20 protein-coding genes are annotated in these 25,020 nt (G+C 74.3%); 9 read left to right on the top strand and 11 right to left on the bottom strand.

Annotated features, from left to right (window positions below; translation table 11 throughout):
* Positions 1 to 35 precede the first annotated feature (35 nt).
* Positions 36 to 1,349 carry a geranylgeranyl reductase family protein gene (locus B5Y66_RS05435; protein WP_079572230.1) on the bottom strand — a complete coding sequence of 438 codons (1,314 nt, stop codon included), beginning with the start codon at positions 1,347 to 1,349 and terminating at the stop codon, positions 36 to 38.
* 291 nt (positions 1,350 to 1,640) lie between these two features.
* Here B5Y66_RS05435 and B5Y66_RS05430 point away from each other — a divergent pair, with 291 nt between their 5' ends.
* Positions 1,641 to 1,856, top strand: a complete 216-nt coding sequence (locus B5Y66_RS05430) for a YtxH domain-containing protein (RefSeq protein WP_079572227.1) — start codon at positions 1,641 to 1,643, stop codon at positions 1,854 to 1,856.
* Positions 1,857 to 1,923: 67 nt separating this feature from the next.
* Here the strand turns inward: B5Y66_RS05430 and B5Y66_RS05425 are convergent, their stop codons facing one another.
* Positions 1,924 to 3,255 (bottom strand): MFS transporter, encoded by a 1,332-nt coding sequence (locus B5Y66_RS05425; RefSeq protein ID WP_245806954.1) that lies wholly within the window; start codon positions 3,253 to 3,255, stop codon positions 1,924 to 1,926.
* Positions 3,256 to 3,399: 144 nt separating this feature from the next.
* Positions 3,400 to 4,095 (bottom strand): demethylmenaquinone methyltransferase, encoded by a 696-nt coding sequence (locus B5Y66_RS05420; RefSeq protein WP_079572221.1) that lies wholly within the window; start codon positions 4,093 to 4,095, stop codon positions 3,400 to 3,402.
* Between the two features lie 169 nt (positions 4,096 to 4,264).
* On the opposite strand from B5Y66_RS05420, the gene B5Y66_RS05415 reads away from it, so the two are divergent.
* From B5Y66_RS05415 to B5Y66_RS05405, 3 genes are all read left to right on the top strand, one after another.
* On the top strand, positions 4,265 to 5,641 hold the full coding sequence (locus B5Y66_RS05415) for an 8-oxoguanine deaminase (protein ID WP_079572219.1): 1,377 nt from the start codon (positions 4,265 to 4,267) through the stop codon (positions 5,639 to 5,641).
* Positions 5,642 to 5,808: 167 nt separating this feature from the next.
* The gene (locus tag B5Y66_RS05410) at positions 5,809 to 7,293 is read left to right on the top strand and encodes a nucleobase:cation symporter-2 family protein (protein ID WP_079572216.1); all 1,485 of its coding nucleotides are present in this window, start codon (positions 5,809 to 5,811) and stop codon (positions 7,291 to 7,293) included.
* A gap of 69 nt (positions 7,294 to 7,362) precedes the next feature.
* Entirely contained in the window at positions 7,363 to 8,775 is a 1,413-nt protein-coding gene (locus B5Y66_RS05405; RefSeq protein ID WP_079572213.1) for an isochorismate synthase, read from the top strand.
* Between the two features lie 20 nt (positions 8,776 to 8,795).
* Here B5Y66_RS05405 and B5Y66_RS05400 read toward each other — a convergent pair whose 3' ends face one another.
* Together B5Y66_RS05400 and B5Y66_RS05395 are read right to left on the bottom strand one after the other, a co-directional pair.
* Positions 8,796 to 10,316: a DUF6114 domain-containing protein gene (locus B5Y66_RS05400; RefSeq protein ID WP_079572210.1), complete on the bottom strand. Its 1,521-nt coding sequence runs from the start codon at positions 10,314 to 10,316 to the stop codon at positions 8,796 to 8,798.
* A gap of 28 nt (positions 10,317 to 10,344) precedes the next feature.
* On the bottom strand, positions 10,345 to 10,935 hold the full coding sequence (locus B5Y66_RS05395) for a DUF6230 family protein (RefSeq protein WP_079572207.1): 591 nt from the start codon (positions 10,933 to 10,935) through the stop codon (positions 10,345 to 10,347).
* Positions 10,936 to 11,089: 154 nt separating this feature from the next.
* Between B5Y66_RS05395 and B5Y66_RS05390 the strand changes: the two genes are divergently transcribed.
* Positions 11,090 to 11,692: a TetR/AcrR family transcriptional regulator gene (locus B5Y66_RS05390; protein WP_079572204.1), complete on the top strand. Its 603-nt coding sequence runs from the start codon at positions 11,090 to 11,092 to the stop codon at positions 11,690 to 11,692.
* 128 nt (positions 11,693 to 11,820) lie between these two features.
* Here B5Y66_RS05390 and B5Y66_RS05385 read toward each other — a convergent pair whose 3' ends face one another.
* The 4 genes from B5Y66_RS05385 to B5Y66_RS22475 form a co-directional block, all read right to left on the bottom strand.
* The gene (locus B5Y66_RS05385; protein WP_079572202.1) at positions 11,821 to 13,572 is read right to left on the bottom strand and encodes a S1C family serine protease; all 1,752 of its coding nucleotides are present in this window, start codon (positions 13,570 to 13,572) and stop codon (positions 11,821 to 11,823) included.
* A 96-nt stretch (positions 13,573 to 13,668) separates the two neighbouring features.
* On the bottom strand, positions 13,669 to 15,516 hold the full coding sequence (menD, locus tag B5Y66_RS05380; protein ID WP_079572199.1) for a 2-succinyl-5-enolpyruvyl-6-hydroxy-3-cyclohexene-1-carboxylic-acid synthase: 1,848 nt from the start codon (positions 15,514 to 15,516) through the stop codon (positions 13,669 to 13,671).
* Positions 15,513 to 16,532: an o-succinylbenzoate synthase gene (locus B5Y66_RS05375; protein WP_079572197.1), complete on the bottom strand. Its 1,020-nt coding sequence runs from the start codon at positions 16,530 to 16,532 to the stop codon at positions 15,513 to 15,515. The genes menD and B5Y66_RS05375 overlap by 4 nt, the downstream gene beginning before the upstream one ends.
* A 78-nt stretch (positions 16,533 to 16,610) precedes the next feature.
* Positions 16,611 to 16,778 carry a hypothetical protein gene (locus tag B5Y66_RS22475; RefSeq protein WP_176168793.1) on the bottom strand — a complete coding sequence of 56 codons (168 nt, stop codon included), beginning with the start codon at positions 16,776 to 16,778 and terminating at the stop codon, positions 16,611 to 16,613.
* 126 nt (positions 16,779 to 16,904) lie between these two features.
* Between B5Y66_RS22475 and B5Y66_RS05370 the strand changes: the two genes are divergently transcribed.
* The 3 genes from B5Y66_RS05370 to B5Y66_RS05360 all read left to right on the top strand — a co-directional run bounded on the left by B5Y66_RS05370 (position 16,905) and on the right by B5Y66_RS05360 (position 21,274).
* Positions 16,905 to 17,879 (top strand): 1,4-dihydroxy-2-naphthoyl-CoA synthase, encoded by a 975-nt coding sequence (locus B5Y66_RS05370; protein ID WP_079572195.1) that lies wholly within the window; start codon positions 16,905 to 16,907, stop codon positions 17,877 to 17,879.
* Between the two features lie 72 nt (positions 17,880 to 17,951).
* The gene (locus B5Y66_RS05365; RefSeq protein ID WP_139820747.1) at positions 17,952 to 19,574 is read left to right on the top strand and encodes an outer membrane protein assembly factor BamB family protein; all 1,623 of its coding nucleotides are present in this window, start codon (positions 17,952 to 17,954) and stop codon (positions 19,572 to 19,574) included.
* 86 nt (positions 19,575 to 19,660) lie between these two features.
* Positions 19,661 to 21,274: an outer membrane protein assembly factor BamB family protein gene (locus tag B5Y66_RS05360; protein ID WP_079572190.1), complete on the top strand. Its 1,614-nt coding sequence runs from the start codon at positions 19,661 to 19,663 to the stop codon at positions 21,272 to 21,274.
* 24 nt (positions 21,275 to 21,298) lie between these two features.
* Here B5Y66_RS05360 and B5Y66_RS05355 read toward each other — a convergent pair whose 3' ends face one another.
* A complete protein-coding gene (locus tag B5Y66_RS05355) occupies positions 21,299 to 22,384 on the bottom strand; it encodes a DUF3048 domain-containing protein (protein WP_079572187.1) in 1,086 nt (361 codons plus the stop codon).
* A 76-nt stretch (positions 22,385 to 22,460) separates the two neighbouring features.
* Positions 22,461 to 23,564, bottom strand: a complete 1,104-nt coding sequence (locus B5Y66_RS05350; RefSeq protein WP_079573225.1) for a DUF3048 domain-containing protein — start codon at positions 23,562 to 23,564, stop codon at positions 22,461 to 22,463.
* A 128-nt stretch (positions 23,565 to 23,692) separates the two neighbouring features.
* On the opposite strand from B5Y66_RS05350, the gene B5Y66_RS05345 reads away from it, so the two are divergent.
* A complete protein-coding gene (locus B5Y66_RS05345) occupies positions 23,693 to 24,988 on the top strand; it encodes an AMP-binding protein (protein WP_079572185.1) in 1,296 nt (431 codons plus the stop codon).
* Positions 24,989 to 25,020: the final 32 nt, after the last annotated feature.

Below are 25,020 nucleotides of genomic sequence, written 5' to 3'. Positions count from 1 at the left end.
GTGCATCTCGACCACTCCCTTGTGCTCGTTTGCGCTCATGCCGCCGGGACCACCCTGGTGAGCCCCGCGACGACCCGGTCCACCCAGTCGCCGCCCCGCGGCTCGTAGCAGTCGGAGAGCAGCTTGAGCACGAACCGCATGACCACCGGCCGCGGCAGCCCGTACCGCACGCAGATCCGCATGATCTGCGGGTGCTCGATGAGCCGCACGAACCAGCGGCCCAACGTGTAGTAGCCGCCCAGGTCGGCCCGCATCCGGTCCGCGTAGGAGGCGAGCGTGCGCTCCCGCGCGTCGTCCGTGGTGCGGGTGCGCGCCTGGGCGATCGCATCGGCGGCGACCCGGCCCGCCTGCAGGGCGTAGGCGATGCCCTCGCCGTTGAAGGGGCTGACCATCCCGGCCGCGTCGCCCACCAGCACCGCGCCGTCGCGGTACAGCGGGCGGCGGTTGAAGCCCATCGGCAGCGCGGCGCCGCGGATCGGGCCCACCTGGTTCTCGGGCGTGAAGCCCCACTCGGCGGGGGTGTTGCGCATCCAGGCCTGCATCATGCCGCGGTAGTCGTGGCCGGTCGCCGACTGCCGCGCAGGCGTCGAGCTCACGGCGCCGAGGCCCACGTTGGCTGTGCCGTCGCCGAGCGCGAAGATCCACCCGTAGCCGGGCAGGAGGTTCGACGCGCCGGGGGCGCCGTCCCACAGCTCGAGGTGCGACTCCATCCACGCGTCCTGGTGCCGGGACGTGCCCTCGGTGCGGAAGTAGGTGCGCACGGCGGTGCCGAGCGGGCGGTCGTCGCGCCGTGTGATCCCGAGCGCCGTCGCGAAGCGGGAGGAGACACCGTCGGCCGCCACGACGACGGGCGCGCGGAAGACCGTCTCGGCGCCGTCAGCACGACCGCGGCCGTCGAGGGCCTGCGCCCGCACCCCCACGACGCGCCCGTCGCGGTCGTCGAGCAGCGGCCCCGTCACCTTCGTGCGCTCGAGCAGCTTGGCGCCGCCGGCCTGCGCGTGCTGCGCGAGCCGGTGGTCGAGCGACGTCCGTGCGCGGGCCATGCCGTAGCCGGGGAAGGAGTCGAGGTCGGGCCAGGGAAGCTCCCACGAGCGGGCGCCGGCGACCACCCGCAGACCCTCGTTGCGGATCCACCCGTCGTCCTCCCGCGTGCCGAGCCCCATGCGGGCCAGCTCTCCGACGGCGCGGGGGGTGAGCCCGTCCCCGCAGACCTTGTCACGGGGGAAGGACGCCTTGTCGAGCAGGAGCACGTCGAGGCCCGCGGCAGCGCACCAGTGGGCCGTGGACGTCCCCGCCGGGCCGGCGCCCACGACGATGACGTCGGCGTCGTCCAAGCGACCTGACCGCACGTGCTCACCTCGATCCCTCGAGCGTCCCGGCGACGGTGCCGGAGTCGACTTGTGAACCTCATCACAACTCTTGCCAGCACTCTAGTCACGTTCGGGCGGCGCTGTGTAGGAAGGCAACCCTTCCTTGCCCGGGGGACGGGCCGTCGCCCTGCGGGGACGCGCGTCCCCGCAGGTCCGGAAGGGTGCCACGGCCGGCATGTCGCGGGGTGCGTACGACGCCGCACGTGCCTACGGTCGTGCGCACGACCCACGACCACGACCGCCAGGACGATCATCGAGGAGGCGCGACACATGAAGGCAGGACCGGCATTCGTCGTCGGTGCGGCGCTCGGCTACCTGTTCGGCACCGAGAGGGGCCGACAGCAGCTGGACAAGGCCAAGGACTGGGCGACGGAGACCTGGAACGACCCACGCGTGCAGGCCAAGGTCTCGGACGTCACCAGCAGCGTGACGGAGTTCGCCAAGGAGCAGGGCAGCGCCCTCAAGGACCGCACCGCCGGCAGCTGAGGCGGACGCCGGTCGAGCCTGTCGGGACCCTCCGAGGGTCTCGACAGACTCGACCGGCGGGGCCTGCTCAGCGCGCCGCGGGCACCTCGGCGTCGTCGAGGTCGGCGCCGTAGCGCTCCCGCTCGATCTCCTTGAGGCTCTTGCCCGCGGTGTCGGGAGTCCAGAGGACGCCGATCACCAGCGACGCGACGAGCAGCGCGACCATGATCCCGCCGACGAAGGGCACGCCCTGGTTCGCGAGCATGGTCGGGAAGAGGTAGCTCAGCAGCCCGACGGCGATGCGCGCCACGAAGAACAGCACGCCCTGGGCCGACGCGCGGTAGGCGGTCGCGAACAGCTCCGCCGTCCACAGCGCGTAGAACGCCTGGGCACCGATGCCGGCGGACACGCCCCACAGGACGGCGTACGCGATGAGCAGCGGCATCGAGACGTGCGGCACGAAGGCGAGGATCATCCACGCCGCGACGGCCATCAAGGCGCCGATGCCGTACAGCAGCCGGCGGCTCACCCGGTCGCCGTACTTCATGAACCCCCAGAAGGTGGCCGCGGAGGTCAGGCCCCACACCAGCACCTGCAGGAGGTTCTGCGCGACGGCGCTCTCGACCCCCGCCGTCTGGTAGACCCGGGGCATGAAGATGCCGGCCTGCCCGGCGACCGTGTTCCACAGGGCGTAGACGCCGACGAGGAACAGCAGCGCCTTGACGTTCTGCGGGTGCGAGATCAGCTCCCGGAAGCCGCGCCGCTTGCGGCCGAGGGCGACCTGCTTGGCGTTCGACTCCTTCCAGACGTCCGACTCGGCGAGGCCGCGACGCACCCACCAGGTGACGAACGCGATGACGAACAGGTGGGCGAAGATGATGCGGCTGCCGAGGAGGCCGAGCGGCACGAGCGCCGTCGCGAGCACGAAGCCCACGAGCGGCCCGAGCGACCAGGCGAGCTGCGCCGTGCCGACGTGCCGGGCCCGCTGGTCGTCGGGCGCCTCCTCGGCGATGTACGTCCACGCGACGGGCACGCCCGCGCCGACGGCGATGCCGGTGAGCACGATGCCGACGAACAGCATCCACGGGGCGCCGGCGAACACGATGAACGCCGTGCCGAGCATGTACAGCAGCAGGTCGTAGGTATAGATGAACTTGCGGCCGTACCGGTCGCCCAGCGGCCCGCCGATCATGGCGCCCACGGCGGCACCGAAAGCGTTGGCGCTGAGCGCGGCCGCGAGCCCGACGGCGAGGTTGCTGAGCCCGAAGTGCTCCTGCCAGAGCGTGAGGCTGGTGGCGAGCGCGATGATCGAGCCCGCCTCGATGTAGTTGGACATCGCGACCGCGACGGTCGCCCGGTAGCCGTGCAGGCGGGTGCCGCCGCCCGGCGTCGGGCGCATCGCGCTGTGTGGTGTCGTCATCGACCTGACCTTCCCTGCGTACGTCGTCGTGCTTGGCGCATCGGTGCGCCCTGAATCTACGTTGAATCGTTTCAGGACGAGTCGACGATACGACGCACGACCGCTCGGGTCAAAGACCGAGGTCGGACGCGGGGAGGGCGGCGCTCAGGCCGGGCGGACCGCCCGGTGCAGCGCGACGATGCCGCCGGTGAGGTTGCGGTAGGACACCCGGTCCCAGCCGGCGTCGAGCAGCCGGCGGCCGAGCGCGGCCTGGTCCGGCCAGCTGCGGATGGACTCGGCGAGGTAGTCGTAGGACCCGCGGTCGCGCGTCACCGCCCCGGCCACCACCGGCAGCGCGCGCATGAGGTACTCCATGTACACGGTGCGGAACGGCGCCCACGTGGGGGTGGAGAACTCGCAGATCGCGACCCTGCCGCCGGGCCGCACCACCCGCAGCATCTCGCGCAGCGCGGCGTCGGTGTCCACCACGTTGCGCAGCCCGAAGCTGATGGTCACCGCGTCGAAGACGCCGTCGGCGAACGGGAGCCGGGTGGCATCTCCGGCGACGAAGGACAGGTCGGGCCGGCGCTCCTTGCCCACGGCCAGCATGCCGAGGCTGAAGTCGGACGGCACCACCAGGGCACCGTCGTCCACGAAGGGCTCGCTGGACGTGCCGGTGCCCGCGGCGAGGTCGAGCACCCGCTCGCCGGGGACGGCCGCGACGGCGTCGACCACGGCCCGTCGCCAGCGCCGGTCCTGGCCGAGGGAGACGAGGTCGTTGACGAGGTCGTAGCGCTTGGCGATCCCGTCGAACATCGACGCGACCTCGGCGGGCTTCTTCTCCAGGCTGGCGCGGGACATGGACGTCATCGTCGCACGCACCGTCGACGCACCGTTGACGCACCGAGCGCCGCTCGCCTACCGTCCTGGAGCGAGGACGGCGCGGCGCCGTCGCTCCCTGGATCGGCAGACAGGCCCACTGAGCCGGCGCGACGCGGCGCCGCTCCCCGGGCGCCGCCAGGAGGCACCGATGAGCACCTGGATCAAGAACCCGCTGGCCGTCTTCACCGCCAACGACTCCACCGACAGCTCCGACGGCGCCGGCACGCCCGACGCCCGCGGCGGACTGGTCGTCACCGACGGCGTGATCACGGAGCTGGTCGCGGGGGGCGCGAGCCCGTCGACGCCGGTGGACGCCACGTTCGACGCGTCCGAGCACGTGGTCACGCCCGGCCTGATCAACACGCACCACCACTTCTACCAGACCCTGACCCGGGCCTGGGGACCGGTCGCCGACGCCGAGCTGTTCCCCTGGCTCGTGCGCCTCTACCCGGTGTGGGCCCGCCTCACCCCGCGCGCCCACGAGCTGGCGACCAAGGTCGCGCTCACGGAGCTGTTGCTGTCCGGCTGCACCACCGCGGCCGACCACCACTACGTCTTCCCCGCCGGCCTCGACGAAGCGATCGACATCCAGGTGGCGGCCGTGCGCGAGCTCGGCATGCGGGCCACCCTCACCCGCGGCTCGATGACGCTCGGCACGGACGACGGCGGGCTGCCGCCGCAGTCGGTGGTGCAGGACGCCGACACGATCCTCGCCGACTCCGAGCGCCTCATCGGCGCCTACCACGAACGCGGCGCGGGGGCGCAGATCCAGATCGCGCTCGCGCCCTGCTCGCCGTTCTCGGTCACGACCCAGAACATGCGGGACACGGCGGCCCTCGCCGAGCGGCACGACGTGCGCCTGCACACCCACCTCGCGGAGACGATCGACGAGGAGGACTTCCTGCGCGAGCGGTTCGGTATGCGCACGGTGGACTACCTCGAGTCGGTCGGCTGGCTCACGGACCGCGCGTGGCTGGGCCACGGCATCCACTTCGACGACGCCGAGATCGCCCGGCTCGGCGCCGCGGGGACGGGTGTGGCGCACTGCCCGACGTCGAACATGCGGCTCGCGTCCGGCATCGCGCGGGTGCTCGAGCTGGAGGACGCCGGTGTGCCCGTGGGCCTGGGCGTCGACGGGTCGGCGTCGAACGACGCGTCGACGATGATGCCCGAGGCACGCCAGGCCCTGTACCTGCAGCGCCTGAGGTACGGCGCGTCGGTCCCGGTGGCCAGGGCCCTCGGCTGGGCCACCCGGGGCTCGGCGCGCGTGCTCGGCCGCGACGACCTCGGCGTGCTCGCCGTCGGCAAGCAGGCCGACCTCGCGCTCTGGCGGCTCGACGAGCCGCGCTTCTCCGGCTCCCACGACCCGGTCGCCGCGCTCCTGCTGTGCGGCGCCGACCGGGCGGACCGCGTCATGGTCGGCGGCGAGTGGCGCGTGGTCGACGGCGCGGTCGTCGGCCTCGACCTGCCCGCCCTCCTGGCCGAGCATCGTGAGGCGGCCCGCCGGCTCGTCGACGCCGGCTGACCTCGTCGACGCCGGCTGAGCTTGTCGAAACCCCGGGAGGTCTCGACAGGCTCGACCGACGGACGGACCGAAAGGGTTGACACAGAGCACCCTTGCCGGTCGAATGGTGGAAGGCTTCTTCCGTACACCGGAAGATCTGGCACTGATAGCGCACAAGGAGGTCCGCTATGTCCCGACCCGCATCCACCCGTGCGGCAACCGGCCCCACCCGACCCGAGGACGAGCGCCTGCCCCTCGGCGCCACGTTCGGGTACGGCTTCCAGCACGTGCTCACCATGTACGGAGGCATCATCGCCCCGCCGCTCATCGTGGGCGGCGCGGCCGGCCTCACGTCGGCGGAGATCGGCACACTCATCGCGGCCTGCCTCTTCATGGGCGGCCTGGCCACGATCCTGCAGACGGTCGGGATCCGCTTCTTCGGCTCCCAGCTCCCGCTGGTCCAGGGGGTGTCGTTCGCCGGTGTCTCCACGATGGTCGCGATCGTCGCAGGCGGCGGCGGCATCCAGGCCGTGCTCGGCGCGGTGCTGGTCGCGTCGGCGATCGGGTTCCTCATCACCCCGTTCTTCGCCCAGATCATCCGGTTCTTCCCGCCCGTGGTCACCGGCGTCGTCATCACGACGATCGGCCTGACCCTCATGCCCGTCGCGGCGAACTGGGCGATGGGCGGCGACGCCGAGGCGCCCGACTACGGCTCCACGAGCAACATCGGGCTCGCCTTCCTCACGTTCGCCATCGTCATCCTGCTGTCGAAGGTGGGTTCCGGCGTCGTGTCCCGGCTGTCGATCCTCATCGCGATCGTCGCGGGCACCCTGATCGCCCTCGCGCTCGGGATGGCGGACTTCGCCGGCGTGGGCGAGGGCCCGGTGTTCGCCTTCCCGACGCCGTTCGCCTTCGGCCCGCCGACCTTCGAGGTCGCCGCCATCGTCTCGATGCTCATCGTCATCCTGGTGACGCTCACGGAGACGACGGCGGACATCATCGCCGTCGGCGAGATCGTGGGCACCAAGGTGGACCGCAAGCGCATCGCGAACGGCCTGCGCGCCGACATGGCGTCGTCCGTCGTGTCGCCGGTCTTCGGCTCGTTCACGCAGTCCGCGTTCGCGCAGAACGTCGGGCTCGTGGCGATCACGGGCGTGAAGTCGCGCTTCGTCGTCTCCGCCGGCGGCGTGATCCTGGTGGTGCTGGGCCTGCTGCCCGTGCTGGGCCGCGTCGTGGCCGCCGTCCCGACCCCCGTGCTCGGCGGCGCCGGCATCGTCCTGTTCGGGTCCGTCGCCGCCTCCGGGATCCGGACGCTCGCCAAGGTGGACTACGCCAACTCGATGAACCTCGTCATCGTGGCCGCATCGATCTCCTTCGGCATGATCCCGATCGCGAAGCCCGACTTCTACGACCAGTTCCCCACGTGGTTCGGCACGATCTTCCACTCGGGGATCAGCTCGGCCGCGCTCATGGCGATCCTGCTGAACATCCTGTTCAACCACATCAAGGCCGGCACGCCCGAGAACCCGTCGGTCTTCGTCAAGGGCACCGCCAGCAAGGCCGTCGACGACGACCAGCTCGACGACCTCGCGGACGACGGCGTCCTCAACCGGTCGGCCGGACGGCGGTCCGCCGCAGCGGACGAGCCCCGCGACGGCGCGGCCACGCCGTGACCTCGCGGGGCTCGTGAGGAACGCACCGTGAGCGGGGCGTGGCGGACCGTCGGGCGTACTCTGGAGCCGATGTCCGCCACGCCCCTCCCGGCGCCGCGCCCCCTCCCGGGCACGACCGATCCCGCCGCCACCGATCCCGCGACCGAGCCCCTCGCACTCCTGGTCCGCACTTCCCGGATCGACGATCTCCCCGGCGGCCTCACCGCCCTCGTCGACCTCCTGCCCGACGCCCGCCCGCTGAGCTGGGTGCGGCGCGGGGACGGCATCGTGGGCTGGGGCGAGGCGCTGCGCTTCGACACCTTCGGCCCGGGCCGTTTCGCCGACGCCGAGGCCGCCTGGCAGGCCACCCTGCAGCGGGCCGTGGTGCGCGACGACGTGCGCCTGCCCGGCACCGGGCCCGTCGCGTTCGGCACGTTCGCCTTCGACGACGCCGGCCAGCTCGACGACCAGGACGGCGACGACGTCGGGCACCCGCGGCCCGACGGCTCGCTCGTCGTCCCGCGGGTCGTCGTGGGTCGCCGCGCGGGCGTGACCTGGATGACCACCATCACCCCGGGCGCGAGCCTCGACGCCGCACCCGGCACCGACGCGCTGCGACGGGAGCCCCGCACGGAGGTCGCCGCTCCGGGCCGCGTCCGCTTCGCGGACGGCGCCGTCGCCGCCGCCGACTGGCCCGCCGTCGTGCGCGAGGGCGTGGCCCGCATCCAGTCGGGCGCCCTCGAGAAGGTGGTGCTGGCCCGCGACGTGCTCGCCACCACCGAGCACCCCGTGGACCCCCGCTGGCTCCTGCGCCGGCTGGCCGACCGTTACTCCGCCTGCTGGACCTTCTCCGTGTCCGGCATGGTGGGCGCCACCCCCGAGCTCCTGGTTCGCAGCGAGAAAGGGCTCGTCACCTCCCGCGTCCTGGCCGGCACCATCCGCCGCGAGGCGGGCATGTCGGACGACGACGCGCTGCTGCACGCCGCGCAGCTCGCCCGCTCCTCCAAGGACCTCGAGGAGCACGAGTACGCCGTGCGCTCGGTGGCGGCCGCGCTCGAGCCGTTCTGCTCGTCGATGAACGTGCCGGACGCCCCGTTCGTGCTGCACCTGCCGAACGTCATGCACCTCGCGTCCGACGTCACGGGCGTCCTCGACCGGGGCCCCGACGGGGTGGAGCGGGCGCCGTCGTCGCTCACCCTCGCGGCCGCGCTGCACCCGTCAGCCGCCGTGTGCGGCACGCCCACGAACGTGGCCCGCGACCTCATCCGCGAGATCGAGGGCATGGACCGCTCCCGCTACGCCGGTCCCGTCGGGTGGGTCGGCGCCGACGGGGACGGCGAGTGGGGCATCGCCCTGCGGTCCGCCGAGCTCTCCCCCGTCGACCCGCGGCACGTGCGGCTCTTCGCCGGCTGCGGCATCGTCGCTGCCTCCGACCCGGAGGCCGAGCTCGCCGAGTCCGAGGCGAAGCTGGTGCCCATGCGGTGGGCGCTCGGCGCCGACTGACCCGCGCACTACCTCGGCAACTACTCCTCCCAGACCTGCTCGCGGAACTGCGACCAGACCTGCTTGTCCGACGTCGCCCCCATGAGGCCGATCCGCGCGTCCGTGAGGCCGAGCAGCATCTCGACCGGCGACGCGCCCGCCGCGATCTTCTCCCCCAGCTCGGCCCAGTCGTCGCCGTCGGGCAGGTCCGCGTGGATGGAGGAGATGTACATCTGCGCGTCGCCCTCCATCGACACGTAGTCCGCGTCGGTGACCGTGCCGCCGACCTTGCCGTCGTTGTCGGCGTACGTCTTGAGCCAGAACCCGGGCACCTTGACGGAGTCGACGTTGATCCGCAGCGCGTCACGCCGCGGGCCGCCGGTCGTCACGGGCACGTTGACCACGTCGATGCCGTTGATACCGGTCAGCGGCAGCTGCAGGTCCCGCGTCTCGAGCTCGCCGTCGACCGAGAAGACGTTGGCGTCCTCGCGCTTGCCGCAGTCCCCGGGCAGGGAGACGTTGATGTCGTACTCGCCGCCGAAGGTGATCCGTGCGCAGGGGCCCAGCTCGAGCTCGAACTCCTTCTCGACGTCGTCCTGGGCCTGTTCCCCGGACGGCGCGTCCTTGTCGGTCGCGCCCTTGCCGGCCTTGCCTTCCTTGCCGGCGTCACCGTCGTCGGACGTCGCGTCGTCGTCCGTCCCCGCGTCCTCCGACCCTGCGGCAGCGCCACCCGTCGTGGCACCGCCGTCGGTCTCGCCGGCGCCGGCCGTGGCCGACGGCGACGGGCTGGGCGTCGGGTCGGCCTCGTCGTCGCCGCCGCAGGCCCACTCGAGCCAGCCCAGCGGGTCCCAGCAGTCCGAGGCGGCACGCACCTGCGTCGTGGGTGCCGCGGCGGCGGCCTCGACCGCCGTCGTGCCGGTGCCGCCGAGGGCGACCACCGCCACCGCGGCGATGATCGCGGCGTGCCGCCGGCCGGGGGCCGGCTCCTCGTCGAACGGCAGGAGCTCGGTGAGGCCGACCTCCTCGCCCTCGGCACGCGGGTCCGCGGGCGTCGGGACGGCGGGCTCCGGCGCCGTGGCGGGACCCTCGCCCGCCCTGGACGCCGTGGACGCCGAGGCCTCCGCGGCGGGGCGCGGCATCCAGGACACCGCGAGGATGCCGCCGACCACGCCGAGGATCATGCCGACGCCGAAGCCGCCCAGGTTGACGCCCAGCAGCGAGTACACCGAGATCGCCAGCGTGATCACGCCGTAGAACACCCGGAACTGCGGCTGCGCCAGCAGGAGGGCGCCGAGCAGCACCAGCGCCACGGGCAGCAGCGTGGACTGCATGCCCTCGATGCCGAGCTGGATCTCGAAGTTGTCGATCTGCAGCCGGCCGGAGAACCACAGCACCACACCGGACAGGATCGCCAACGTCCCGCCCCAGAAGGGCCGGTCCCGCCGCCACGCGGCGAACCGCTCGCGGCGGGTGGCCGGTGCCTCGTGGGGCGACGCCGTGGTCGCTGCCGTGGACGACTCGGGGGTCCCCTCGGGGATGCTCGGGGTGTTCTCGTCGCTCACGCCTGGTCTCCCTGGTCGCCCGGGCCGATCAGAAGCACTCGGTGCCGTCGGAGATCTTCAGGTGCAGGTCGGTGAGCTTGAAGACCGCGGCCGACGTGCTCGACGAGACCTGCTTGAGGTCGTCGATGGTGATCGCGTCGGAGTCCATCGCGAAGTCGCCCTTGCTGCCGTGCGCCTTGGTGTTGACGGTGGACGCGTCCACGCCGATCCGGATCTGGTTGAACTGCGCGGTGCCGCGCAGGTCGCTCATGCCGATCTGCAGGTCGGTCGCCTTGACCGGGTTCTTCGGGTCCGTGCCGGCCGAGATGAGCAGGCCGAGCGGCATGCCCGGGACCTTCACCGACTGACAGAGGTTGTGCAGCGTGGCGTCCTTGATGTTGGCGATCGCCACCGGGTGCGACTTGCCGTCCGCGTCCTTCGCCTCGCCCGCGTACTGCGAGAAGCCGGTCCCCTCCAGCAGGTCGGCCCCGATCTTGAACTGCTGGCCCGAGATCGCCATCGACACCGGCACCGCTCCCTGGGCGACCCCGCCCATGAGGACGCCGATCACCGCGACGGTCGGAACCGCCGCGAGCATCGCACGGCCTCGACGCGTGCGCGTCAGTGCGCTGAGCTTCATTTCCCCTCCAACAGGCGACATGGCGACCCCTGTGTCGCCGACGAGTCGCGACGGTACGCCTCTTACTGAGGCGGCGTCAATAGAACTGGTTGCCCGCGGCGCTTCACCCTCCGGCCGACGCCGTCACCTCGTGAAACGGCCATATGCTCGGGGCATGGCAGCCGCGCGACGCACCCGGATGAGCCCCGACGAACGCCGGCAGCAGCTCGTCGCGCTCGGTGTGGCCGCCCTCGCGGACCGGCCCCTGGAGTCCGTCACCGTGGAGGATCTCGCCGCCCAGGCCGGGGTCTCCCCCGGCCTCGTCCACTACTACTTCGGCAACCGGCAGGGCCTGCACTCCGCCATCGTCCGCACGGCCCGCGACGCCATGCTGCACGCCACCGAGCCCCGCGCCGAGCTGCCGCCCCGCGAGCGCCTGCGCGACACCCTCGACCGGTTCGTGGACTTCGTGCACGACCACGACGCGACGTTCTACTCGCTGGTGCGCGGCGCCGCGTCGGGCGACGAGCACGTCCGGGCCACCATCCAGCACGCGCGCGACGTGCTCGCCGGGCACCTGCGCGACGCCTTCCAGGAGATCGGCGTCGCCCCGAGCCCCCTGCTGGAGGTCGCCCTGCACTCGTGGATCTCGTTCGCCGAGCAGGCCCTCGTCGAGGCCGCCACCGACCCCGAGATCTCCCCCTCCGAGCTCGCCGACTTCCTCGAGCGCAGCGCCCTCGGCGTCCTCGCCGCGCTGCGTCCCGGCCCCGCCGGCTGAGCCCGTCCGGACGACAGCCTCAGCCTCGGAGCGGTCACGACGAAGCCCCGCGGTCCGCGACGAGGAGGGGGAGTTCGTCGCGGCCCGCGGGGCTGCTCGGTGCGGCCGGCCAGGGGGCCCGCCGCGGCTCAGTTGCCGCCCTGGAGCAGGTCCCGCAGCCACCCGGGCAGGTTGCCCGGGTCGGTCGAGTCCGAGCTGCCGTCCTGACCCTGGTCGCCCTGACCCTGGCCGTCCTGACCCTGGTCGCCCTGACCCTGGCCGTCCTGACCCTGGTCGCCCTGACCGTTCTGGTCCCCGCTGCCCTGACCGGTGGTGGACGACTCGTCGCGGACGGCGAGTGCGACGTCGACGGTCTGCGTCTTGCCGTCACGGACGTAGGTGAGCGTGACCTTCTGGTCGGCCGCCTTCTCCCGGACGTATGCCGTGAGGGACTCGGCGCCGTTGACGGAGTCGTCGTCGATCGCGACGATCACGTCGCCGGCCTGGATGCCGGCCTCGGCGGCGGGCGACCCGGAGGACACCTCGACCACCTGGGCGCCACGGCGCGTGACGCCGTCGGCCGTGGCCGTCGCGTCCTGCATGGTCACCCCGAGGAAGGCGTGCTCCGCCGTGCCGTTCTTGATCAGCTGGTCCGCGATGTTCGTCGCGAGGTTCACCGGGATGGCGAACCCGAGGCCGATCGAGCCGGACTGGCTCTCGCCCATCCCGCTGGAGAGCGTGGCGATCGACGAGGTGATGCCGATGACCTGGCCCTGCGCGTTGAACAGCGGGCCGCCGGAGTTGCCCGGGTTGATCGCGGCGTCGATCTGGATGGCGTTGGTGACGACCTGCGTGCTGCCGTCCTCCCCCGTCGCCGAGACCGGACGGTCGAGGGCCGACACGATGCCCGTGGTGGCGGTGTTGGCCAGGCCGAGCGGGTTGCCCACGGCCAGCACGGCGTCGCCCACCGTGACGTCGTCGGCGCTGCCGATCGACGCGGCCTTGAGGTCGTCCGGCGGGTCCTTCAGCTTGACGACGGCCAGGTCCGTGGTCGGGTCGGTGCCCACGATGGTCGCCTCGTACAGGCGGCCGTCGGACAGCGTCACCTGCACGGTGCCGTTCTCCGCGCCCGACACCACGTGGTTGTTGGTGACGATGTGACCCTGGTCGTCGTAGATCACGCCCGAGCCCTCGGCGCCACCGGCCTGGCTCTGCACCTGGATGGCGACGACGGACGGGGCCACCGCCGTGGTGACGGCCTCCCAGTCCGGGTTGCTCGAGGTCGAGTTCTTGACCGGGGCCTCGTCGGTGGACTGCTGGTTCGTGCCCACGCTCGCCAGCGACGAGGGGTTGCCCGCGTCGAAGGCGCCGGTCGCGGCCGCGGTGCCCAGGCTCGCGAGGACCGCCGCGATGACGGCGGCGCTCGCCACCGGGACCCACACGGACCGCTGGCGCGTCGTGGCGACCGAGCCCTCCGGCCCTCCCGGCTGCGCCGAGGTCTGGCCCACGGCGTACGGGTTGGCCGGGCCCTGGCCGTACGGCTGGCCCTGCGGGTGCTGCCCCTGCGGGTGCTGCCCCTGCTGCTGGTGGTACTGCCCCTGCGGGTGCTGCTGCTGGTTGTAGTACGGCGACCCGGGCGCCATCTGCCCGTAGCGCGGCTGCTGTGCCGTCGGCTGCTGGGGAGCCGTCGGCTGCGGCGGCGCCGGGGGCTGCTGGTCGCGCTGGGTCGGAATCTGCTGGGTCGGCTGCACGGTGAGGTGCTGGGTGTCCTGCGCGTCCGGCTGGGGAGCGCGCTCGGCAGCGGGCTGCTGCTCCGTCGGCTGCTCCGTGTGCGGCGTCGCGCTCCGGTTCGGCTCGTCGGCGCCCGACGGCTGCGGTGCGCCCGGGGTGTCGGTGCTCATGATGCCCTCCTCGATGTGTGACTCCAGGAGACCACCCCACCCTGGTGCGGGCCTTGGCTCAACCTGTGAACTTCCTGCGAATCATGTCGTCTCATGTCAGAGCGTCGCGCGGACCGCCGCGGCCACGTCGGCGGCGAGTCCTCGCGTCTCCGCGAGGCGTTCGGCGCGCGGCACGTGCACCTCGATCACCTGCACGCCGCGCGTCGGTGCCTGCAGCGCGTGCCGCAGCGAGCCGACGTCGAGCACCAGCTGGTGGTCCACCCCGTAGCCGGCGCACAGCTCGGCGAGGTGGGCGCCGTGCGGGGTGCCGAAGACGCGCTCGAAGGTGGCGGAGCCGCTCGCGGACGACGACGCCAGCTCCCCGTGCTCGAGCGTGGCGAAGATCGACCCGCCGTCGTCGTTCACGACGACGATCTCGAGGTCGGCCGGCGGCTCGTGCGGTCCACGCAGCAGCCCGCCGGCGTCGTGCAGGAAGGTGAGGTCGCCGACCAGCGCGCGCGTGCGGCGGCCCTGGCGGGCGCCGGCGTGCGCGACGCCCGCCGCGGTCGACACCGTGCCGTCGATGCCGGCCAGCCCGCGGTTGGCGAGCACGTCGGGCAGGTCGCCGGCATGCGGGTGGTCGAGCCCGAGCACGAGGTCCAGGTCGCGCACGGGGTTGGACGACCCGACGACGAGCAGGTCGTCCGGGCCGAGGACGGACGCCACGGCGCGCGCGACGGCGAGCGCGGCGTGGGGCGCCGTCAGGAGCCCCGCGGCGACCGCCTCGTCGCTCGTCGCGGCGTCGACCACGGCGGCGGCCGCCCGGCCCCCGGCCTGCCAGCGGGCAAGGAACGCCCCGTCGACGCCACCGGCGCGGGCGTCCGCGGGCGCGGCCGGGGACGACCAGCGGTCGGCGAGCCGGGGCACGACCAGCTCGGCGTTGCGGGCCGCGTCCGGCCAGGGGCCTCCGCCGGGCGCGACGACGGTGACGGCGACGTCCGGGCGGCCCAACAGCCGCTGCACGGGGCGGGACAGCGTCGGCCGGCCGAACACGACGACGTGCTCGACGTCGCGGGTCAGCTCCTCGACGCCCAGCACCGAGCGGTAGGCCGCCACCGCGTTCGGGCCCCCGCACGCGCCCGACGACGGCTCGGCGAGCAGCGGCCACCCCTGCGCCTCTGCGACGGCGCGCGCGTCCGGGCCCGCGCCGTCCCCCGCGACGACGAGGGTCCGCGCAGCGTCGCCGTGCAACGCCGGGTCGCTGCCGACCGGGGACACCGGCGGGACGACGGTGGTGCGGCGGAAGCCCTCGGGCCGCGGCTCCTCGGGCGGGAGGGGCTCGAGCGGTGCCGGCGGGTGCAGGGGGTCGCGGAATGCGAGGTTGACGTGCACAGGCCCCGGATCGCGGTCACGGAGCCCCTGGGCGGCCGCGAGCGCGCGGCCGAGGGCGCCGAGCAGGTCACGCACCTCGCCGTCGCGCCCGTCGGGGGCGGGGACGTCGACGGCGTACCGCACGGCGCTGCCGAAGATCCCCGCCTGGTCGGTGGTCTGGGAGGCGCCGGTGCCGCGCAGCTCGTGCGGGCGGTCGGCGGTGAGCAGCACGAGCGGCACACCGGAGTGGTGCGCCTCGAGGACGGCGGGGTGCAGGTTGGCCACGGCGGTTCCGGACGTCGTCACGACGGCGACCGCGCACGGCACCTCGACGGGCTCGCCGCCGGCGTGCCGGAGCAGGGGCTCGCTGCCGCGCGCGAGGCCGAGCGCGAGGAAGCCCGCGGTCCGCTCGTCCACCCGCACGTGCAGCGTGAGCCGCCCGGCGTCCGCGGCCTCGGCCAGCGCGTAGGCGAGGGGCGCGGACCGCGACCCGGGCGCCAGCACGACGTCGCGCACGCCCTGCAGGGCCAGGTCGGCCACGACGGCCCGCGCCGCCACGAGCGACGGCGGGAGCGCGGGTGCCGGCGCGCTCACGCGGGCACCCCGTCCAGCAGGCCGGCGAGGCGGGAGTACCGCGCCAGCCACCGGTCGCGCGTCGCCGGGTCGGGCTCGGCGGCGGCAAGAGCGGTGGCGTCCGGCGCGGGCCGGCGCACGGGCAGCGCGCCGTCGACCGGCAGCAGCGGGTCGGCGACGACGTCGTGCACCAGCAGCTGCGACGTCGCGAGGCCGCAGGCATAAGGCAGCTCGGGCAGCGCGGCGGCCAGCACCACACCTGCGGCGAGGCCCACCGACGACTCCAGCGCGGACGACACCACCACCGGGAGCCCCACCTGCTCCGCGAGGTCGAGGCAGGCGCGGACGCCGCCGAGCGGCTGGACCTTGAGCACGACGACGTCCGCGGCGTCCTCGCGCACCACCCGCAGGGGGTCGGCGGCACGGCGGATCGACTCGTCGGCGGCCACCGGGACGGGCGAGCGCAACCGGCGGCGCACGGCGGCCAGCTCCGGGACGGTGGCGCAGGGCTGCTCCACGTACTCCAGCCCGCCCGCCGCGGCGTCGAGCACGGGGATGCGCGCCAGCGCCTCGTCGGTGGACCAGCCGCCGTTCGCGTCCACCCGGATCGCGCCGACCCCCGGCCCGTGCACCTCGTCGAGCGCCGCGCGCACCGCCGCGACCCGCGCCTCCTCCGCCTCCAGCGGCTCGAGCGCGCCCGGGCGGCCGTCGGCGGAGCGGTCCCGCTGTGCGACCTTCACCTTCGCGGTGCGGCAGCCGCCGGAGGCGAGGACGATCTCGCGGGCCCGCTCGGGGCCGACGGCGGGGACCGTGACGTTGACGGGCACGCGGTCGCGCACGGGTGCGGGGAAGCCGACGTCGGCGGCCTCGCGCGCGGCGCGGAGCCAGGTCGCGGACTCGACGTCGTCGTAGTCCCAGAACGGGGACAGCTCGCCCCACCCGGCGTCGCCCCGCAGCAGCAGGCCGTCGCGCACGTCGAGGCCGCGGAACCGGGTGGTCAGCGGGGTGCGGTACACGACTTCACGCAGCAGCTGCACCCGTTCAGGTTACTGGCCGGTGGCAGGGCGCGGGCACGGCAGGACGCCGGGAGGCCCCGTCCGGAGGTCCCTGGCCGGTCAGTCGGTGAAGTCCGTCAGCTCCGGCACGTAGGACAACGGGCTCGGAGCCGGGCGACCACCGATGCGCTGGGCGTCGCGGCGGACCGTCTCTGCGTCGTACACGAAGATCTCGTGCGCGACGTCGGCCGGGTCCACCACGTCGTCCTCGGGTTCCCGCACGCTCATGACTTCAGGGTGCGCCCCGACACCCGCGGCCCCGAGGAGGACGCCGGGCGCGCCGCGACGCCGCCCGACCCGATCCGGGCAAGGCCTGATCCGGGGCGAGGCCCGATCCGGAACTAGGGTGGCCGCGTGAGCGCACCCCTCCCCCGCACCGTGTCCCAGACGTTCGACCCCGCCGTGTGGCGCGAGGTCGCCGGGTTCGAGGGCCTCACCGACCTCACCTACCACCGCGGCGTCGAGCGCGACGCCGCCGGCGCCGTCGTGCGCGACCTGCCCGTGGTGCGCGTCGCGTTCGACCGGCCCGAGGTGCGCAACGCGTTCCGCCCACACACCGTGGACGAGCTGTACCGGGTGCTCGACCACGCCCGCATGACGTCCGACGTCGGCACCGTGCTGCTCACCGGCAACGGACCGTCCCCGAGGGACGGCGGCTGGGCGTTCTGCTCCGGCGGCGACCAGCGCATCCGCGGCCGCTCCGGCTACCAGTACACGACGGCCGACGACGGGGGCGGCGTCGAGCACGGCGCCGACGCCGTCGACCCGGCCCGCGCGGGGCGGCTGCACATCCTCGAGGTGCAGCGCCTCATCCGCACGATGCCGAAGGTCGTCATCGCCGTCGTGGACGGGTGGGCCGCCGGGGGCGGGCACTCGCTGCACGTCGTGGCCGACCTGTCGATCGCCTGCCGCCAGCACGGACGGTTCAAGCAGACCGACGCGGACGTCGGCTCGTTCGACGGCGGCTACGGCTCCGCGTACCTCGCCCGGCAGGTGGGGCAGAAGCGCGCGCGGGAGATCTTCTTCCTCGCCCGCGAGTACTCGGCAGACGACGCCGAGCGCTGGGGCGGCGTCAACGAGGTGGCCGAGCACGACGACCTCGAGGGCCTCGCGATCGAGTACGCGCGGACCATCGCCGGGAAGTCCCCGCAGGCGGTCCGGATGCTGAAGTTCGCGTTCAACCTCGCCGACGACGGCCTCATGGGCCAGCAGGTCTTCGCCGGCGAGGCGACGCGCCTCGCCTACCTCACCGACGAGGCCGTCGAGGGTCGCGACGCGTTCCTCGAGAAGCGCGACCCTGACTGGTCGCGCTTCCCGTACGCCTTCTGACCTGCCTCGGCTGCGGCTGCGGAGGGTCCGGACCACCGCCGATCCCGTCCCCCGTGCCGGTAGCCTCCGGGCATGCCGCCGAGGTTCCGTCGCCCCGAGCCGATGACCACCTTCGAGCTCGTGCCCGACGCCGAGCCCGAAGCCGGCGGCCCGCCGCTGCCCGGCGGCGACGCCCCGGGGGACCCCACGATCCGCGACCGCGCCGCCGCGCACTGGCATCGGCTGTCCCGCCGGGCCCGTGTCGCAATGGCGGCCGGGGCTGTCGTCGTCGTGCTCGCCACGACGGGCGCAATCGCGGGCCCGTCCCTGCTCGACGCGCGCGCGGACCGGCTGCGGGCGGAGGCGGTCCGCGGGCTGGCGGGAACGGTCCCCGACCTGTCGGAACCGCTGCAGCAGACCTGGGAGGTGCCCAACGGCACCGGGATCCTCGCGGTTCTCCCTCGCAGCGTGGTCGTCACGACGGACGGGACCGACGCACGGGCCGTCGACGTCACGACGGGCGAGGACGTCTGGCGACATCAGGTCGGGGCGGATCCGGTCTGCGGACCGCGGCCCAGCTCGGTCGAGCTCGACCGGCCCGTCGACACCGTCGTCTGCCTCGGGGGCGAACCCGACGCGCGCACCGTCACGGTCCTCGACGCGTCCGGCACCGTGACGGGCGAGCGCACCGTCGGCGCGGCGATCACCGACCCGTACTCCGAGGGGCTCGACGACGACACCCGGATCATGCTGCCCGCCGCCGACGGGGCGGTCGTCGTCGTCGACGACCGGACGAGCGGCGTCGACGCCGCCTGGTCGGAGACCGGTGACGCCGACGCCGCTCTGCGGACCCTGCGGACCCTGCGGGAACGCGGGTGGACCGACCCGACCATGCGGATCGAGGACGCAGTGACCGGCGAGGTGCGCGCCGAGGTGACGGCGCGCCTGCGACCCGAGGGTCTCGAGGGCTGCGGCCAGTCGTACGAGACGAACGAGGAGGGCACGACTCGGGTCCGGGTCATCCCGGACAGCTCGGTCGACGTCACACCGTCGTTCGCCGTCCTGTCGGCGTGCGGCTCGAGCGTCGGCCTCATGGCCGACGGGTCGCCGCTCGACGCATCGACGTCCGCCGGGTGGCTGCAGGCGATCGCCGGCGGCGGGTTCGCAGCCACGGGCGAGGAGAGCAGGGTCCACGCCTCCGACGGCTCGCTGGTCACGACGGTCCCGGGGTGGGTGGTGCTGCCCTCCGTCGACGCCGACCCGAGCGGCCTCACCCTCGCGCTCACGGTCGTCGACGAGCGAGCGGAGGACATGCGGCTCGCCGCCTTCGGACCCGACGGCCAGCAGGCGTGGGCCGTCCCCGTGACGAGCCCCCCGGGCGTGGCGGCACGCGTCGCCGGCGTCGTCCTGCTGCAGGACGCCGACCGGGTCCTCGGGCTCGACGCCGCGACCGGGGCCGAGCTCTGGGCCCACGACGGTCTGCTCGACGTGCCGAAGGACGGCAACGGCGAGTGGGTGGCCGGCGCGCTCACCGACGGCACCCGAGTGCTGCTGGGCGTCGGCGGGAGCAGCGGCGGCAGCCACCGGCTGGTCGCACTCGACGTCCGCGACGGCACGACCACCTGGGAACGGGAGGGCAAGGGGCACCTGAACGCCCTGGAGGCGGTCGGCGGGCATCCCGTGCTCCTCACGAGCACGTTGCACGGCCTCGGATGAACGCAGCACCGCACCGGACGACATCTCACCCACCAGCACGAGGCGCGTCCGGGGTGAGAGCGCCGTCCCGCCGGTAGCCTCCGGGCATGCCCCCGAGGTTCCGTCGTCGCGAGCCGATGGCCACGTTCGAGCTCGTGCCGGACGACGAGCGGGAGGACGAGCCTTTTCTCGCCCCGGACGGCGACGAGCCCGGCGGCCGGCGGCCCCTCGCCGACCTGCGCGATCGTGCCCTCGCCCGCTGGCGCTCCCTGTCCCGCCGCGGCCGCGTCACCCTCGCGGCCGGCACCGCCGTCGTCGTGGCCGCCGCCGCCACCGCCGCCGTCGGCCCGGGCCTCCTGGACGCCCGCGCCGACCGGCTGCGCGCCGAGGCCGTGCAGGGCCTGCCCGGCGTGGTCGGCGACCTGTCCGAGCCGCTCGGCGAGACGTGGGAGCTCGCGAACGGTCACGGCACCCTGGTGACGCTCCCCGGTGGCATCGTGCTCACGACCCAGGGCACGTCCGTGTCGGCGCTCGACGCCGCCACCGGCGAAGAGCTGTGGCAGCGCGACGTCGGTCCGTACCCGGCGTGCGGCCCGCAGGGAAGCTCCCGGGACGACCCGGGCACACCCGCCGACACCGCGGTCTGCCTCAGCGGCGAGTCGGACGACCGCACCGTCACGGTGCTCGACGCCACCGGCGTCGTCCTCGGCGAGCGGTCGCTCGGCCCCGCACGGACCGACGCGTTCGATGAGGCAGCCCCGGACGGCGCCCCCGTGGTGGTGCCCGCCGCCGCGGGCGCGATCGCGGTGGTCGAGGGCAGCACGAACGCCACCGCCCCGTGGCCCGCCGACGACATGCCTGACGAGGACACCCTGCGCGCGCTCCGCGCCGACGGCTGGGTGGACCCGACGCTGCGTCTCGAGGACGCGCTCACCGGCGAGGTGCGCGGCGAGGCGACCGTGCGCCTCCGGGCACAGGACCTCGGGGAGTGCGGGATGACTCAGGACGAAGACGCCGCGCCCGAGCTGATGACGGACCCCATGGTCGACGCGTCCCCGTCGGTGACCTCGCTCTCGGTGTGCAGCGCCTCGGTCCTCGTCACGCCCGACGGCGCCGTGCTCGACGTGGGCCCGGACGGCGCATGGGTTCGTCCGATCCCCGGCGGCGGTCACGTCCTCGTGAGCGAGGAGAGCACCGTGATCGACGAGGACGGGTCGGTCGTCGCCACGGTGCCGGGCTTTCTGCTCCCGCCGCTGGTGGACGACGACCCCGAGGGGCCCTTCCTCGTGCTCGTGGGTACGGGCGACGCCGAGGGGGAGCTACGGCTCACGGCGGTCGGCCCGGACGGCGCGGAGGAGTGGAGCACCCCGACCGACGACCTCGGCGGCGTGCTCGCGCGGGTGGCGGGCGTCGTCGTCGTGCAGGACGGAGGTGGGCTCGTCGGGATCGACGTGGCGACCGGCGCCGAGGTCTGGGCGCGTCGCGACCTGCTCGAGCGCGCGGCCGACGGGTCGGGCGACTGGGTCACCGGGGCGGTCACGGACGGCACCCGCCTGCTGGTCGGCATCAGCGGCAGCGGCGAGCGGCACCGGCTGGTGGCCCTCGACCTGCGCGACGGCACCACGGTGTGGGAGCGGGAACGGAGGGGCTACCTCGAGGGGCTGCAGTCGATCGGTGGGCACGTGGTGGCCTTCGACGGCGCCGTGCACGGCCTCGGCTGACCCTGGCGATCCGGGCACCGGCGGTCAGGAGACCTTCCAGCTCCCGCTGTCCTTCGGCACGAGCTCGATCCAGGTGCTCCCGGGGTCGAGCTCGACGGGCTCGCCGTCACGGGTCAGCTCGACCAGAGACGCCTGGTCCTTCTTCGACCACCGCACCGGGACGGTCTTCCCCGCCGACGCCAGCACGCCCTTGCCCTTCCCGACCAGCTCGGTCTTGGGGACCGGGGACCCGGCCGGGTCCTTGTACTTCGTCTTGACCACGTCCACCGACAGGACGAGCACGTTGGTGGCGGCGTGCCGCGCCCCCGACGACGAGACGGACTCCCGGGAGCCCTCGCTGCGCTGCCACTGCTTCTCCTTGCCCGACCAGTCCCAGACGCTTCTCTGCGCCGGGCTGAGCGTCACGTCGACCGTGGCCGCCTTCTTCCCGTCCGTGCCGGCGGTGCCCGCCCCCGCCTCGCCGGCGTAGCGGAACTGGGCGGGCGGCGGCACGGTGCGGTCGCCGTCGGCCTGGTCGAGGAACGCCTTCGGGTCGCCGACGACGTTGTGCGGCGCGGCACGGTCCGGGTCGCGGGAGAAGCCCGCGTCGCCGCGGTCCATGATCACCGACTGGGTGCCGGACTTCTCCACCGCCGTGATGAACGGCGTCTGGCCGCCGGAGTAGGCGAGGATGCCGCCGAGCGGCGCCACGACGTCCGGATCCATGGGCCGCACGGAGCGCACGGGCTCGACGGCCTTCGGCACCTGCGAGTGGTACACGGCGACGAACCGCGTGATGCCGCCCTCGACGACCTCCTCCCACACCAGGTCGGCGTCCTCGAGCCCGGTCTGCGGCCGCGCCTCGGGCGCGTTCTCGATCTTCACGGCGAGCGCCGGACGAGCGGCCACGTCGTCCGACGGCACCCCGGTGAGGGGCCACGCCGAGGGCACCGCGGGCTGCGGCGGCGCGCCCTTGTCCGCCGTGCTGCTCGGGGTGACCGTCGGCGAGGGCGACCCGCCCGACGAGCACGCACCGAGCGTGACGACCGCGCCGAGCGCCAGGACGACGACGCCCCGGACGACGGCGCTGCGGGCGCGGGGCGGGCGGGGCAGGCGGGGCGTTGCGGTCATGCGGTCCTCCCGGGATGGCGGGTCGTGCGCGCGATCACACACGGTCACCGTATGCCGGGAGCGTCACGATCCGGCGTCACCGCACCCGCCACGACCCGCTGTCGCGTGGCACGAGCTCGACCCACAGGTTGCCCGGGTCGAGGCTCACCGGGTCGCCGCCCCGGGTCGTGAGCACGATCTTCTTGCCCGTCTTCTTCTTGGACCAGCTGACGTTGAGCGCCTTGCCCCGGGTGAGCAGCACGCCCTTGCCCGAGCCGACCATCTGCGTCTCGGGCACGGGTGCACCGCTCGGGTCGCGGTACTTCGTGTTCTTCATCTTCACGGACAGGACCAGCACGTTCCGAGCACGCAGCTGGCTCCCGGAGGAGATCGAGGGCGTCGAGCCGTCGTAGCGGGCGTAGGTCTTGGTCTTCGCCTTCCACCGCCACACGGTGCGCTGCGCCGGGGAGAGCCGGACGTCCGCGACGTGGCCCTCGCGGTCGTTCTTCGCGGCGGAACCCTGCCCGACCTTGGCAGCGTAGGAGAACTGCGCGGGCGGCGGCGTCGCGCGGCTCTTGCTGGCCTGTTTCGCGAACGACCTCACCGACCCGTAGACGTTGTGCGGGGCGGCGCGGTCGCCGCTGCGCCGGAAGCCGGGGTCGCCGCCGTCCATGGTCACGGACTGGACCTTCGCCTTCCCCACCGCGCGGATGAACGGCGGCTGCCCACCGGAGTACGCGAGGATGCCGCGCATCGGGGCGACGATCGCCGGGTCCATGGGGCGCACCGACCGGACCGGCCCGACGGTGCCGGGCAGCTTCGACTGGTACACGGCGACGTACCGCGAGATGCCGCCCTCGACCACCTGCTCCCAGACGATGTCCGCCTGCTGCAGCCCGGACTGCGGGCGCGCCTGCACGGAGTTCTCGATCTTCACCGCGACGGCGGGCCGGGCCGGGACCTTCTTCGTCCCGGTCGGCTTGCCGTTGAGCGGCCACACCACGGGCATGGGCTTGGGCTTCGGCTGCGGCTTCACGGGATCGGGCGGTGCCGCCTTGGGCACCGCCACGTCCGGGGCCGCGGTCACGGTGGGCGGGGCGGCCGGCTCGCCGACGCCGCACGCGGCCGTGGCCAGCAGGGCGACCGCGACGAGCGCGGCGACGGCCCCGGCGCGTGCGCCCCGGGTCGTGCCTCCGGGCATCGTGGGCATCCTCGGCGTCCTCCTCGACGTGCGTCCGACGACCGGCCCGAGCGGCTCCCGGGCCGGGACCGGACCACCCTACGGCAGCCCCGCCGAGACCCGGCACGGCCCGGACCTACCCTGGTGCGGTGCCCGGACCCTCTCTCCCCCCGCCCGTCGGCGCGCTCCGCGACGCCGTGCGCGACGCGCTCGACGGCGGCACCGTCGTCGTCCCCCTGCCCCGCACGACGGCGGCCCCGGTGCCGGCTGGCACCGCGCTCGTCGTGCGCACCTCCGGGTCGACCGGCACGCCTCGCGAGGTGGCGCTGACGGCCGCGGCGCTGCGCGCGTCCGCGACGGCCACCCACGAGCGTCTCGGCGGACCGGGGCGGTGGGTGCTGACGCTGCCGCCCACGCACGTGGCGGGCCTGCAGGTGGTGGTGCGGTCCGCCCTCGCCGGCACCCCGCTGACGGCCGCCGACCCGGACGCCCGCTTCACGCCCGACGGCCTGGCCGACCTGCTCGAGCCGGCGCTCGACGCCGCCGGCGGCGACCCCGTGTACGTCTCGCTGGTGCCCACCCAGGTGCACCGCCTGCTCGCCGCCGCGCACGAGGGCGCGTCCCGCGGGCTGGCGGCGCTGGCCCGCTGCGCGGCGGTGCTGCTCGGGGGCGCGGCGTCCCCGCCCGCCCTGCTGGAGCGGGCGGCCGACGCCGGGGTCCACGTCGTGACGACCTACGGCATGTCCGAGACCGCCGGCGGCTGCGTGTACGACGGCGCTCCCCTGCGCGGCGTCCGGGTACGCGTCGTCCCGGCCGACCTGTCAGAGCCACAGCGGGGTATAGCCCGCCCTGGCTCTGACAACTCGCGCCCTCCCGAGTTGTCAGAGGCACAGCGAGGTATGGCCCGCCGTGGCTCTGACGACTCCGGGGAGGTCGGTGTGATCGAGCTGGGTGGGCCCACACTCGCGGCCGGGTATCTGGGCGACGACGCCGCCACGGCCGCCGCGTTCCGGACCGACGCCGACGGGTCGCGCTGGTTCCGCACCTCCGACCTGGGCAGGCTGCGCGCGGACGGCACGCTGCAGGTGCTGGGGCGCGCGGACGACGTCGTGGTGACGGGCGGGGTGAACGTGGCCCCGGCGCCGGTGGAGGCGCTCGTCGGCGAGCTGCTCGGCGGCGAGGCGTGCGTCGTCGGCGTCCCGGACCCGGAGTGGGGGCAGGCCCTCGTCGCCGTCGTCGCCGACCCGGCCTCCGGCGGGGCCCGCCTCAGCCCGGTCGACGGCGACGACGTGGCGCGGGTGCGTGCCGCCGCGACGACTAGGCTGGGTGCGCCGTCCGCGCCCCGCCGCGTGTACCGCACGGCCGCGCTCCCGCTGCGCGGCCCCGGGAAGGTGGACCGCGGTGGCGTCGTCGCCCTCGTCCGCGAGCACGAGGCGCACGCCTGACCCGCTCGCGCACGCGACGCCCCGGCGCCGCA

It is taken from the genome of Krasilnikoviella flava (assembly GCF_900167525.1).
In the GTDB taxonomy this organism is placed as follows: domain Bacteria; phylum Actinomycetota; class Actinomycetes; order Actinomycetales; family Cellulomonadaceae; genus Isoptericola; species Isoptericola flavus.
This window is presented reverse-complemented; position numbering and strand designations above follow the sequence as displayed.

Coding starts and splice junctions, on each gene's coding strand:
- B5Y66_RS05360 (WP_079572190.1), top strand. CDS start 19,661: ATGCCCCCGAGGTTCCGTCGTCGCGAGCCGATGGCCACGTTCGAGCTC.
- B5Y66_RS05425 (WP_245806954.1), bottom strand. CDS start 3,255: ATGACGACACCACACAGCGCGATGCGCCCGACGCCGGGCGGCGGCACC.
- B5Y66_RS05420 (WP_079572221.1), bottom strand. CDS start 4,095: ATGTCCCGCGCCAGCCTGGAGAAGAAGCCCGCCGAGGTCGCGTCGATG.
- B5Y66_RS05410 (WP_079572216.1), top strand. CDS start 5,809: ATGTCCCGACCCGCATCCACCCGTGCGGCAACCGGCCCCACCCGACCC.
- B5Y66_RS05385 (WP_079572202.1), bottom strand. CDS start 13,572: ATGAGCACCGACACCCCGGGCGCACCGCAGCCGTCGGGCGCCGACGAG.
- B5Y66_RS05350 (WP_079573225.1), bottom strand. CDS start 23,564: ATGCCCGGAGGCACGACCCGGGGCGCACGCGCCGGGGCCGTCGCCGCG.
- B5Y66_RS05430 (WP_079572227.1), top strand. CDS start 1,641: ATGAAGGCAGGACCGGCATTCGTCGTCGGTGCGGCGCTCGGCTACCTG.
- B5Y66_RS05390 (WP_079572204.1), top strand. CDS start 11,090: ATGGCAGCCGCGCGACGCACCCGGATGAGCCCCGACGAACGCCGGCAG.
- B5Y66_RS22475 (WP_176168793.1), bottom strand. CDS start 16,778: ATGAGCGTGCGGGAACCCGAGGACGACGTGGTGGACCCGGCCGACGTC.
- B5Y66_RS05405 (WP_079572213.1), top strand. CDS start 7,363: ATGTCCGCCACGCCCCTCCCGGCGCCGCGCCCCCTCCCGGGCACGACC.
- B5Y66_RS05395 (WP_079572207.1), bottom strand. CDS start 10,935: ATGAAGCTCAGCGCACTGACGCGCACGCGTCGAGGCCGTGCGATGCTC.
- B5Y66_RS05365 (WP_139820747.1), top strand. CDS start 17,952: ATGCCGCCGAGGTTCCGTCGCCCCGAGCCGATGACCACCTTCGAGCTC.
- B5Y66_RS05355 (WP_079572187.1), bottom strand. CDS start 22,384: ATGACCGCAACGCCCCGCCTGCCCCGCCCGCCCCGCGCCCGCAGCGCC.
- B5Y66_RS05415 (WP_079572219.1), top strand. CDS start 4,265: ATGAGCACCTGGATCAAGAACCCGCTGGCCGTCTTCACCGCCAACGAC.